This window comes from Rhodococcus sp. NPDC127593, from assembly GCF_042671975.1.
Lineage (GTDB): Bacteria > Actinomycetota > Actinomycetes > Mycobacteriales > Mycobacteriaceae > Rhodococcus_F.
Genome location: NZ_JBHXWI010000119.1, coordinates 1 through 12,358, shown reverse-complemented (window position 1 = coordinate 12,358; position 12,358 = coordinate 1). Strand labels below are relative to the sequence as shown.

Sequence of the window (12,358 nt, the reverse complement as noted above, 5' to 3'; positions counted from 1 at the left end):
GTCGGAGTTCTTGGAGGAACGCCCGACACCTACCACACGGCGGGTCTCGAGCGGGGGACCGCCACCTCAAGTTCTACGAGACCCGGGACAACCTCCTGACGGTGCCGATCATCCTGAGGTTGCGGAGCCCACACTTTGCGCAGGTGACTTAGCGCGCCGTCCAATCGCTCTGTAGCCGCGTGTGATGACGTGCACCGCCAGTGGCGCCTGGAGATTGAGGACCCTGATGGGTGACGAGGGAGTTTCGCGTCAGGTGCTGACGATCCTCGTGGGATCTCGAGTGTGGAACGGACGTAGGGTCTGTGCCTGCGGAGTTGAGTGGCCCAGCTGAAATCGTCACGATGATCGAGCGCCCCATGCGAGCTGGGGTGTGCGGTCATCGGGCCTTTTCGGCCTGCCTCTGACTGTCAGGCGATTTCGGCTCGTCTCGCGGGTACGTCGGGCTCCGACCCTCGCGCTGTTGGAGTGCAGGTGGATTGTCACGGTGTCGAACGTCAAGTTCCTCAGCGGCCGTGCAGGACTGATGGTCGGTTGGGCCGACCCGCGCCGTCGATGCAAGCGCACGGCGTCGCGATTCGAACAGATTGGGGGAGCAGTACCGCTGACAACCATGGTGGGAGATGTCAGCGTAAACGGACTCGTATTCTTCGGTGTTCGAACATGCAAGAGAAGGCGTGGCACGTCCAACTCGCGGGTGGTGCCGCTCGTTGCAGGACCCGCAGCAGGGCGTCGATGCGGAAGCATGGTTCGGCGTGAGAGTCGCGGTACAGCAACGCAAGTGCTCGTTGACTCAACCCGCGTGCTCAACTATCGTAGTAGTTGAGCGTTCAATTATATTGGGACGAACGCGATATCCAAGTCCGTTCTCCGAGGAGTCTCATGACCACCGCCATTACCACCCTGCCCAACCTCACCGCCGGAACCTGGGCCATCGACGCGGTCCACTCCACCGTCGGCTTCTCCGTCCGCCACCTGATGGTCAGCAAGGTCCGCGGCACGTTCAACGTCTTCAGCGGCGCGATCACCGTCGCCGAGGACGGCACCGCCGCCGTCACCGCCGACATTCAGGTCGCGTCCATCGACACCAAGAACACCGACCGCGACGCCCACATCAAGTCCGCCGACTTCTTCGACGCCGAGCAGTACCCCACCGCCGCCTTCACCTCCACCGCCGTCCGCGCCAAGGGGGACGACTACGTGGTCGAGGGCGAATTCACCCTCCACGGCGTCACCCGCCCCGTCGAGCTCGCCCTCGAATTCGGTGGCGTCAACCCCGGCATGGGCAACGGACCGGTCGCCGGCTTCGAAGCCACCACCGTCCTCAACCGCAAGGACTTCGGCATCACCATCGACATGCCCCTCGAAGGCGGCGGAGCCGTCGTCGGCGACAAGATCACCATCACCCTCGAGATCGAGGCCGGCCTCCAGACGTAGTTCTTCTCTGGCGGAGGGTGGGCGGTGCGGGGCTGGCCGCCCACCCTCTCGCGCGCGCGGGCAGGGCTGCGGCATGACCTGCGTTGACGCAGAAACGGGTTGCCTGGGTATGGAGTGATCACCAGTGCCTCGGCAACGATTAGAGGCGATTGGAGGGTGAGGTAGATCACAGTCACCTCAGCCCCGGAGGTCAATATCGAGCGATAAGATTGAAGATTGAATCACTGAGAGGCGTGGTAGAGGCGACGCCAGGTTCAAGCAGCCTCGCTACTAGCACGTGGATCATCGGTCCGGATCGCCTTCGCTGCAGGGCAATTCGCGGTGTTCGATGTCGCAAGCCGCCGTATGTAGATAGGGCTTCGACATCGTTGCGGAAGGATGGCCCAACCCCTCGGGCGGACGCGAAGAAGGTAGCGACTGTCATGCGAGACCGAGCAAAGCCCTTTCCGGTCGATTTGATCGACGGACTATCCACGGTGCTCTATCGTTCCCCACTTGATATCGCGAACTCGTTTTCGTCGCTGTTAAAACCAATCATTTCGCACAGCGCCTTGGTGATCTTCACCAAGGATTGCCCACTCCAGCCGCTGAAGAGGACTGGAGATCCATCGATCGTCGACGAAGTCGAAATTGCCGAGCTGGAAAAGATCGGACAGCTCGTGATGGCGACCGGTGCCCCGGCCTGGGACGCAACTTCAGTGATTGGCCACGAAAATCATCGAGTTGCGGCGATATTTGCGGCGACCGATGCTCTCCTTGTCCTCGTCGATCCCGTCGAAACAGCCCCTGCAACAATATCAATGGACACAAAAAGGCGCCTCGTGTCGGCCTTATGGGAGCTTGTCGCCATTAGCATCCGCCAGCAAGTTGCAACGGCACCGCTTGACCATCTGCGTGACTCGCGAATGGCGAATATTGAGCGCTCGAGGTTAGTAGCAGAACTGACGGATGCACATTCGACCACTTTGGAGCTGATCCTGACGGTGTTGCGTTCCCGCGACACGACGGATTCGATTGCTCGCCAGTCTGCTCGGGACATTGCTTCAGCAGCGATGGTGCAGTTGAGGTCAGTTTCCGATCGTGACCGCAGCCTCTCCGAGGAACCAGTGGCGCGTGCCTTCGAACGGCTTCGAAGAGACCTGCGTCCGCTCACTCAATTCGGTGATCTCGATGTTCAGTTCGTCGAACCTCCCATCGACGGACGTGCGCTGCCCGGAGAAATAGCGCATGCAGGCCGTGCAATCGTTCGTAGCGCAGTGCTGACACTTGCCGAGCAAGATGGAGTTGGGCGCGTGCGGATTCAATGGGATTGTGACGGATCCAATTTGCTCATCGGCATTCGGGATGACGGTCCCGGCGACTTGACATCCGAGACACAGAGCGTGCATCAACTCACGGCTCGTGTTGACGCGCTCGCCGGCAAACTTACGGTCAGTGGGACACCTGGCTGGGGCTCGAATATCGACGTGAGACTGCCACTCGATATGCCGTCAGCTTTCCAAGGAATTCAGCCGGAGTGGGGACTAACCAATCGTGAGCGTGATGTTATGAAGTTGGTGGCAGAAGGTGCTCGCAACCGGACTATCGCCGCCGCACTGACTATCAGTGAGCACACTGTAAAATTTCATGTAGCGAATGTTCTGCGAAAGGTCGGTGCAACCAACCGCGCCGAACTAGCAGCTGTTCTTCGTTAAGTCTCGAACCTCGACACATCAATAGGTGCCGTCGCGATGGTGCGCGGTCGCCATACCCACCCCGGTGCCGGAGAATTGTAGTCCTTGAGGTGCATCAGCACATCGGTTGAAAGCGGACCGCAATCCGAGTCGATCGGCGGAGATTCCACGGTCTGATTCGCCACCGTCGGATCCGATCCACTCACCGATGTTGCGCGGACCGCGGAGGCTACCGGGGGTCTTCGATAGCGTCGTTCGTTCGAGGTAGGTATCGCACCGCGTGCAGCCGTAGTACGTGCTGGTCGTCGCCGACAACCAGCACGTACATCAGGCGACGCTGAGCGACGTCACGGTTCAACCGCTACCCTCACCTCAGCTACTGAGATTCCCGGATGTGTCCCAGCTGACGTGGAGGGCTTCCGGGCCGCGGAATGAGGTATTGGGCAGGTACGTGAGGACTTGATCGTCGAGCTGCATATGTGGCAGGCGACGAGTCAGCTCTTCGAGGAAGACTCTCATCTCCAGCCGAGCAAGGTGATTGCCCAGACAGGTATGACTCCCACTTCCGAACGCGATATGAGAGGCCACGTTGTCACGGTCAATATCGAAGACCTCTGGCTGATCGAACACATCGGTGTCGTAGTGTGCTGACGCGATGACAGTGAGAATCTTCGATCCTGCCGGAATGGTTACACCGCTGACCTCGGTATCTACTTTGGCAAGTCTGCGCCAAGCGGTGACAGAACTGCTGTGGCGCAGACATTCTTCGATCGCGGCGGGAATTAGTGCCGGATCCTCACATAGCCGTTGCCACTGTTCTCGATTCCTCAATAGCGTCACGACGGCGTTGGCAGTCGCGTTGGTAGTCGTCTCGTGAGCGGCGGCCGTTCCGCCCATGACGATCGTCTGCAACCATGAATCCGTGAAGATGTCTGGATGCTCGCGTTGCATCTTGATAGTGTGGCCGAGCCACCCAGGTGGATCCTGAAGCTCCTTCAGCTTTGCGATGACTCGTCCGCCCATTTCCCAGAACTGGCCCATGTGATCCGCGGCACGAACCTGATCATCATGACCGGGCTGGCCCCACCCAAACTCTGTCAGGGATGTTGCCAGCTTTCTTACGGTGTCGACGTCCTCCTCTGGAATTCCGAGGAACTGAAGAGCGACGAGGCATGGAACGTCCCACAAGAGATCTGCTATCAAGTCAGCATGACCAGATTCGACAAACCGATCGATGTGTTCAGTGATGGTCGCTCGGATGTAGCCCTCTAATTGATTCACGTTTTCGGGCATGAAAACGGGTGCGTTGAGCCGTCGAATCTTTCGGTGAAGAGGAGGGTCCGCGTCGACGAGTGCCGCGATCGGTGCGAATTGGTATTCCTGCAGTTTTTCAATCGCTTCGCTTGAAAGGGGCGTAAGCGGTGCGAGTGTGTTGGCCGCGGAGTAGGAATTGAAATCGTTGTGGATGCTCTTCACATCTTCGTACCGAGTGACGACCCAATAGTCAGAGTCTGGATTATAGAAAGCCGGTTCTTTTTTTCGCGCCCACTCGAGGGATGCGCCAGGGTTGTCTTGAAAGTCTCCGCGAAAGAACGAGAATGCTCTGGCTTCGTCCGATACACGTGGATCGGAATTCGGCTGTGTATCGGTGGTGTTTGTCGAGCTCATTGAATCTCCATTCCTATGGCTTTTCGTAGCTGGGTTCTTATTTGGACAGGTCCGATAGCTACATCTCTAAGATCAAGCTATTGCCAGCTGCGCGGCTGACGCAGATCATCATCGTCTCGTTTGCTTCTCTTTCCTCTCGGCTGAGGATGGTGTCCCGATGATCGGCCTTCCCCCCGAGGATGGTTGTTTCGCAGGTCCCACAGGTGCCCTCTGAACACGAAAAGGATGCAGGGATCCCTAATGCACGCGCGGTCTCAAGGATGGTCGTGCCGGACTTGACAATCGCGGTTACCGCAGACGAGGAGAATTCGACTTCAAATGATCGGTCACAAGTTACCGAACCCGTTGGATTTGCGGAGAATCGTTCCGTATGCAGATTTGATGCGAGGCCGCGAGAGTCTGCGGCGTCTTCGAGGTCACGCATCAACGATTCCGGTCCACAGACGTAGACCGCGGTGTCAGCTTCGATGGTTTCGAGAAGGCTCGAGATGTCCGCCAGCTGGTCCTGATCGTTTGGGTGAACCGAAACATTGTTCGGGAAAGCGGCTTTAAGGGATTCGGCGAATGCCATCGTGCTCAGGCTTCGGCCCAGGTAGACCAGGGACCACGTGGCCTCACGTTCGTCGGTTTGTTCTATCATTGGGAGCATGGGCGTTATTCCGATGCCGCCGGCTATGAATAGGTACTTCGAGGCGTTGACGAGTTCGAAGTGGTTCCGAGGTCCGGTCACAGTGACGAGGTCGCCAGCCGAGAGGCGATTGTGAATGAAGTTTGAACCCCCGCGCCCATCATGCAGTTGGCGGACGCAGATCTCCCACTGAGATCGGTCGGTCACGCCTCCGCATAGGGAGTACTGGCGAACCACATCATTCGCTAGTTTCAGATCGATATGGGCTCCGGGCGACCATTCGGGCAACTCCTCCCCACCCGGGTGCACGAGCGTCAGGCGAGTCACACCGGTTGCTATGACCGTCTTCGCGCTGATCATGAGAGAGAGCGTGCGCTCGTCGTTGCGGCGTGCGCCAGACGCTGCACTGGGGGACTTGCGCGGAGGGGACATCTCCTCTACTAGGTTTGTCATCGTGATCCTTCGGGGGTTGGAATCTGTTGTTATGGAGGGGTTCCCTCGTGCGGGGTGGATCTGTTCGCGATGGGTACGAGAACCACCGTTCACGCCGAGGGCTGGAATGCGAAGGTCGACAATGCAGGTCCATCAGTAGTTGTTGATTGGGATACCGCAATGCTCATGGTGACCTGTCGCTCCGGTGCTGGGAGGTGTTGCGTGCGGGGGTTGGCCTTGGCGATCCGAATTCTTTCGGTGGAAGGCTTGTCCGTCGTCGCGACAAGGCCGGCCACAGGTTGCACTCTCGCGGTGGCGACCGTGGCGACCGTGGCGGCAGTCAGTCGGCGCAAGTTCGATCGTGCGACGCTTCACGCTTAGAGGGGCAACGGATGCAGACTGCGCGGTTCACAATGCGAAGACCCGACTTGGTGAGGGACCCTCCCTAGTGGTCTGAGATCTACTTCTTCATGAGAATCAATGTCCCATCTCGCAGCACGGGAAGCGGCTGATCGATCTAGCAGGATTGTCCTGCTCGTTTGGCTAGGTTCCGGGGATAGGTGGGCACGAAATCCCTATCAGGGTGTCTAGTTCGCGGCTTCGTGAGTGGTTCGGTGGGGTCGGGCCGTCGCCATGATGATGGACGACGGCAGATCGTCGACGAGTGGGCTGACCACTGCAGACGCGCGGGACGGTCAGGCAGTTGTCGGATACCAGTGCCATCGCAGGCGTCCTAGGGTGCTGCCGCGCGGATCAGTCCCTGCGATCTCACCGGAAGGGTGGATGTAGTTAGTGGTGCCGGCCGTGCCGTCGTCGGAGTGTCGACTGGTTGCATGCTTCCGACATTTACCCGGGGCAGACGCGGGGTGGTACGTGGCAGTGCTTGGTGCAGCGATATGCGGACAGCTGCAGACCCGCAGGTGAGCTTTCTCATTTCGCGGGGATGGCTAGGTTCATGCGAATATCCATGGGTCCGAGGGGTTCGCCGACTGGGTAGACATCATTGAAGACGTGAACTGCACCAGAGGCGAGGTGAGTTGGTGCGGCTGTCCATGAAACCGTGTCGCCGATGACGACGGCGTCGACTTTGCATAGTGTGACAAGTGGGATCCTACGGTGGGTGTCCGGATAGCCTTCCGCCTCCACGATACTCATGATGGTGCTGTCCGCGCCGAACGTGACCCAGGGATCGGCAATCAGGACGAACAACATCCCATGGTGTGCGGAGAAGCGGACCTGACCGCGGAACTTCAACGTCCCGAGGCCGGTACTGCGGTTGAAGGCCGAGGAGTCTGCGAGTTCGAAGTAGAAGTCTCCGGTCGATGTAGTTCCAGCTCCGCCGTTGACCAAGGTCTGCGCCCCAGGAGTTCGGGCCAGGTAGCTCAGGAAACTGGATTTGAGTCGCCAGACCAGACCTGTCGTCAATCGCTCGCTCGAGGGCCCTGGGCCGCTACGAAGGCCGTTTGTCATTGAATTTCTCCATCTGTGTGGGTTCTCGTTGTCACTGCTTCGGGGACCTGCCGCGGCTCCGCTCGGCGCGGTGTCCGGGCGGCGTCCTGCGCGGTCAGAATCGGCGAGGTGGATCGATCGCACGGTCCGTGGTTTCCACCGGGTAGGCAATCGCGTCTGGCGTCAGGTCAAGCAACGGAACGGCGAAACCGTCTGCCTGGATGGTGCTTAGGCCTGCGTACTCGATCGACTCGGAGGCTCCGGCGCGGGACTGGAGAGTACTAGGTTCAGGGCAGGGAACGGTGCATCGTCAGTCTTCGCTGGCCTGGCTGCGGTACTCGCCGGGAGTCACACCGAACGTCGCTTTGAAGGCCTTCCCGAAGTGTGAAGGGGTCTTGAACCCCCACCGTAGCCCGATCGCGGCTACTGGAACGGACCTCATGGTTGGGTTCAAGAGATCGCGCCGGCACTGTTCGAGTCGGCGATGGTGAATCCAACCGGCAACGGTAAATCCGGCGGCGCTGAATATGGTGTGGACTCGTCGAAGCGAAGTGAAGTGAGCGGCGGCGACCCTGGCAGGGGTTAGATCAGGATCGGAAAGTTGAGCGTCGATGTAGTCCTGCATTTGCTCGAGGGCGATATCGCTACTTCGGCGGAGCCGCGTTACGTGAATCTGACTCTGAAAAAGAGTGGATACGATACCAATAGCATTGTGTGCGAATAGGTGTCGACTTCTGCCGGGAATGCTGTCAGCGATTTGATCGAAGGTTCTCAGGACCGCTCCTGCGGCCGGCGTGATCCCTTCGGTTGCTGCGAGTCGGACTGCGGTCAGCTCCGACATGCGCTCTCGCGGAACGTCCAGGAGGCGTTGAGGGAATTTCACACACAGACTGCGGTAGTTGTCGCTGCTGAGGACGGATGTAGGGGCCGTGGTGTCGAAGAGCGTGATGTCACCCGGATGAACCGTGGCTGTGCGTTCGGACTGGGTGAACTCACCGACACCCTCGATCTGGAGACACAATAGGTAGTCGGGTCGTTCACCTGCCTGGATGCTGTCCGGTCCGCGGTGCGCAACGTGGCCCTCCGTCGACATCGCAATGAACTCGATGCCGCCGATTCTGCGTGTGCGTATTGAACCGCGGAATGCTGCAGGCTCGGCGGCATCGACGTGGAACTCCATGAAGGACCTGCTCAGGAGGGTTCGCCAGTCATGGATGTGGTGGACAGTGGTGGCACTGCCTGCGGATGATGTGTGACCTGTTGGCATCTGTGATTCCTCTTCAGAACACCGCCCCGAACCGGGTGGCCGGTTCAACTGTGCACGGATGGGACGGACTTGTGCATCCTACGCCGATGTGAGGCAGGCAACACCGAATGTACTTTTCTGGGGCATCCCGATCCAGGTAGTCGGGACTCGCCTCCTGCGACGGCGTGCGAGGGCCCAGAGGGAAGAAGAAGAGGTAGCAATGACTGACAACGAGGTCCCGGTTCTGATCGTCGGCGGCAGCCTGGTCGGCATGACGACCGCCTGTCTTCTCGGTCATCACGGGATTCCATCGCTGGTGGTAGAGCGCCACCGGGGCAGTGCAATCCATCCGCGTGCCGCGCTTATCTTGCAGCGCTCCATGGAGATCTACCGAGGCATAGGGTTGGAAGAGAAGATTGAGGCGAGATCGCGTGAGCAGTTCGATCAGGATGCCGCGATCATGTCTGTAGAAAGCCTAGCGGGCGAAGAGATCGCCTGGCACCTTCCCAGACTGAACGATGGGGTTCGGGACCTAAGCCCATCGGAGCGGCTCTTCGCCTCACAGATTGCGATCGAACCGGTCCTCGGGGAGCGGGCCCGCGAACTTGGTGCAGAAACGCGGTTTGGCACGGAGCTTGTAGGTTTCGAGCAGGATGATGACGGTGTCGTCGCGGTGGTGCGGGATCGGGACACTGATGCACAGTCCAGCGTACGTGCACGATATATGGTCGCGTCTGACGGTGCGCGCAGTTGGGTTCGCGAGCAGTTGGGAATCGGGCAGGCCGGCCGAGGCGCATTCTCAAATAGTGTGACTATCTACTTTCACGCCGATGTGAAGCCGCTGATGCGGGGCCGCAATCTAGGTGTAATCATGGTCGTCAACGACACACTTCAGGGCTTCTTTCGGATCCAGAAACCGTACGAATCAGGGTTTCTTGCCGTCCATGGACTCGGCGACCCGAAGCATCCGAACAGTGATGTGTCGCAAAACTTGACGGAAGAGCGTTGCGTCGAACTTGTGCGCGCCGCACTCGGTGTACCGGATTTGCCCGTAACGATCGATGATGTGATGCATTGGCAGGCGCGGGCCGACGTGTCCGACAGCTACAGGAAGGGGCGTGTCTTCCTAGTCGGCGACGCTGCGCACGTGATGCCGCCCTATGGTGGCTACGGTGGCAATACCGGCATACACGACGCTCACAACCTGGCATGGAAGCTTGCTGCCGTAATCAAAGGCTCCGCCGATCCCGAGCTGCTTTCGACCTACGAGGTGGAACGAAAGCCAGTAGCGCAGTTTACGGTCGAGCAGGCATATGCCCGCTACGTAACGCGCGCAGCACCGTTCTTGGCAACTAAGGGAATAGAAAAGCTGGTAGACGACGCACACATTGATCTGGGGTATCGGTACCGGTCCTCGGCAGTGGTCAGCGGCTCAAACGGGGATTTTTTGATTCAAAGCGACCCGCGCGAAACCGCGGGACTGCCTGGAACTCGTGCCCCACACCAGCTGTTCGCGCGCGACGGACAAGAGTGCTCGATACTCGACTTGTTCGGGAGAAATGCTGTTCTTCTCACCGGAAGCAGCGGGACACGCTGGACGATCCCCGCACGCAGGATGTCGCAGAAGCTTGGGATACGACTCGATCTTCATGTGATCGGCGGTACCGAGACGGGCCCCGATGTTGGGGAGCAGTTCACCGCCCTCTACGGAATTACTGAATCGGGGGCCGTGCTTGTCCGACCGGATGGATTTGTGTGCTGGCGCGCACAGACTGACAACGATGCATCCGATCAATCGATCGAATCGGCCCTGCAGTCCTTGTTGGGACGAACGCTGAAACCGGCCGTCCTATAAAAGCTACTGAACCGTGTTCGGATTCAGTGAATTCCCCACCCGCAGAAAATCAGGGATTTTCCCACCTACACGAGGAGAATGAGATGGCATTCGTAAAAGGTTCCCACCACGTGACCCTGTCCGTCGGCCACGCACAGGAGGATGTGGACTTCCACGTCAAGACATTGGGCATGCGATTCATCAAACGAACGGTCTTGTTCGACGGTTCGATTCCGATCTACCACCTCTACTACGGCAATGCGAATGGGGACCCGTCCTCCGTGGTTACTACCTTTCCCTGGGCACAGGCAGGTTTGGTCGGAGAACCCGGTACGAACCAGGCACGAGAAGTTCTGCTATCTGTTCCGGAAGGATCGTTGGACTTCTGGCACCAACGATTGACCGAGCACAAGGTTGTGGTTGAGAACGTAGAGGTTCTCGACCGGCGTCGTCTTGCCTTCCGGCACCCGTCCGGTATCGAGTACGTCTTCGTCAGCAACGACAATGACCCGCGCGAAGGCCACCCTGGTTACGGGGTGCCGGCGGAATATGCCATTCATGGTATTCATGGCGTCGGTATCCACGTCACCACACCTGAGCGCATGGTCGATTTCGCGCAGAACACCTTCTACTCGCAGGGGAAGATCCGTGAAGACGGTGACCGGGCGGTCTTCCAGGTCGGCGATGAGAGCTTCGGCAATCATATTGAGCTGATCGGCAATCGGAAGGATGATCAGGGCACATGGAGGTACGGTGCTGGCACCTACCATCACTTCGCGTGGAACCTGGACAACCTGAAGAACCAGGACGAAATCAAGTTCGAGATCGAGGGAGCGGGCTACACCGATATCAGCGAGTTGAAGGACCGCAAGTACTTCAAGTCGGTGTACGTCAGAACACCAGGCGGTGCCTTGTTCGAACTCGCCGTCACTCACGCGGACGGAGGCTGGGACTGTGACGAGTCTCCCCAGGAGCTCGGCACCAAGTTCCAGCTGCCGCCGCAGTTCGAGCACCGTCGCACTGAGCTTCTCGGTCAGCTGGAAGAGATCGACATCTGATCTCTGTATCGGACGGGTATCCGGGGGAGTGCCGCCGACATGACGGTGGCACTCCCCGCTCGAGATCAACACTGAGGGAAGAGAAATGTTGCAAAAGCAGAACCCGCACTTAGGTCGGGAGACAACTGTGTGGGGGGACAATACCCACTCTGCCCGAGCTGCCGTGCTTGCGGTCCATGGTCGTGGACAAACTCCAGAGTTCATGCGAGAGCAGTCCGCAAGGTTGAAGTCGTCGGGTCTTCGCTTCTACGCTCCTTCGGCATATGAGAACAGCTGGTATCCACATCCGTTCCTTGAACCGGTGGCGAACAACCAACCAGCACTGGTGAATGCTATTGAGGCACTTCGTATACAGGTTGCAGCTATCGAGGCTGAAGGATTCTCGACGGGACGGATCGTATTGTGGGGGTTCTCTCAGGGTGCGTGTCTACTTTCCCAGTTTCTCCTGACGGAACCGGCGGCGTATGCCGCGGCGATACTTTTCACGGGAGGCTATTTGGGGCGAGGCGATGCGGTGGTCCCAGGTGATGAGCCGCTGAAGGGTGTGCCCATCCTCATGCGCAGCATTGAAAGCGACCCCTGGGTGCCTCGGTGGAGGGTGGAGCAGACCGCACGGGCCTTGCTGACATCGGGAGCTGACGTCGATCTCCGGATTGACCCAGGTAGCGAGCACATCATAACGGAGCAATCGATGAACGATGCCTCGTGGATCCTCGACCAGCTGCCAAATCAGACGGAATCATCTGGTATGAAGGCCGACTCAACCAACCGACATAGCAAGCTGTCCATGAACCTAGAAGGGGACCACCCGTGTCTGTAGACTTTGATCACCTGACACTAGCCGGACTTCCGCAGCTGATGGGCACACGATTCCGCGAAAAGGCGTGTTGACGTGCGGGGACGCCGCGCGGCCGCGTTGGGGTCGTGTTACTACAG

9 protein-coding genes are annotated in these 12,358 nt (G+C 59.0%); 5 read left to right on the top strand and 4 right to left on the bottom strand.

Translation table 11 applies throughout. The features are described from left to right. Nucleotides 1-879 precede the first annotated feature (879 nt). Together ACFVJ3_RS48080 and ACFVJ3_RS48075 are read left to right on the top strand one after the other, a co-directional pair. Nucleotides 880-1,434: a YceI family protein gene (locus tag ACFVJ3_RS48080; protein WP_378458798.1), complete on the top strand. Its 555-nt coding sequence runs from the start codon at nt 880-882 to the stop codon at nt 1,432-1,434. A 422-nt stretch (nt 1,435-1,856) separates the two neighbouring features. Further along, complete coding sequence (locus ACFVJ3_RS48075) at nt 1,857-3,128, top strand: LuxR C-terminal-related transcriptional regulator (RefSeq protein ID WP_378458797.1); 1,272 nt, start codon at nt 1,857-1,859, stop codon at nt 3,126-3,128. 351 nt (nt 3,129-3,479) lie between these two features. On the opposite strand, the gene ACFVJ3_RS48070 is transcribed toward ACFVJ3_RS48075, so the two are convergent. From ACFVJ3_RS48070 to ACFVJ3_RS48055, 4 genes are all read right to left on the bottom strand, one after another. Next, nucleotides 3,480-4,775, bottom strand: coding sequence for a cytochrome P450 (locus ACFVJ3_RS48070; RefSeq protein WP_378458796.1), 1,296 nt, complete (start codon nt 4,773-4,775; stop codon nt 3,480-3,482). A 58-nt stretch (nt 4,776-4,833) separates the two neighbouring features. Then, nucleotides 4,834-5,763 (bottom strand): PDR/VanB family oxidoreductase, encoded by a 930-nt coding sequence (locus ACFVJ3_RS48065; protein WP_378458795.1) that lies wholly within the window; start codon nt 5,761-5,763, stop codon nt 4,834-4,836. A gap of 1,002 nt (nt 5,764-6,765) precedes the next feature. Next, a complete protein-coding gene (locus ACFVJ3_RS48060) occupies nt 6,766-7,305 on the bottom strand; it encodes an HtaA domain-containing protein (RefSeq protein ID WP_378458794.1) in 540 nt (179 codons plus the stop codon). 289 nt (nt 7,306-7,594) lie between these two features. Continuing rightward, nucleotides 7,595-8,551 carry a helix-turn-helix domain-containing protein gene (locus ACFVJ3_RS48055; RefSeq protein ID WP_378458793.1) on the bottom strand — a complete coding sequence of 319 codons (957 nt, stop codon included), beginning with the start codon at nt 8,549-8,551 and terminating at the stop codon, nt 7,595-7,597. Between the two features lie 199 nt (nt 8,552-8,750). Here ACFVJ3_RS48055 and ACFVJ3_RS48050 point away from each other — a divergent pair, with 199 nt between their 5' ends. The 3 genes from ACFVJ3_RS48050 (at nt 8,751) to ACFVJ3_RS48040 (ending at nt 12,242) form a co-directional block, all read left to right on the top strand. Then, nucleotides 8,751-10,385, top strand: a complete 1,635-nt coding sequence (locus ACFVJ3_RS48050; RefSeq protein ID WP_378458792.1) for an FAD-dependent monooxygenase — start codon at nt 8,751-8,753, stop codon at nt 10,383-10,385. A gap of 83 nt (nt 10,386-10,468) precedes the next feature. After that, nucleotides 10,469-11,422 (top strand): ring-cleaving dioxygenase, encoded by a 954-nt coding sequence (locus ACFVJ3_RS48045; RefSeq protein ID WP_378458791.1) that lies wholly within the window; start codon nt 10,469-10,471, stop codon nt 11,420-11,422. A gap of 85 nt (nt 11,423-11,507) precedes the next feature. Then, a complete protein-coding gene (locus tag ACFVJ3_RS48040; RefSeq protein ID WP_378458790.1) occupies nt 11,508-12,242 on the top strand; it encodes an alpha/beta hydrolase in 735 nt (244 codons plus the stop codon). Nucleotides 12,243-12,358: the final 116 nt, after the last annotated feature.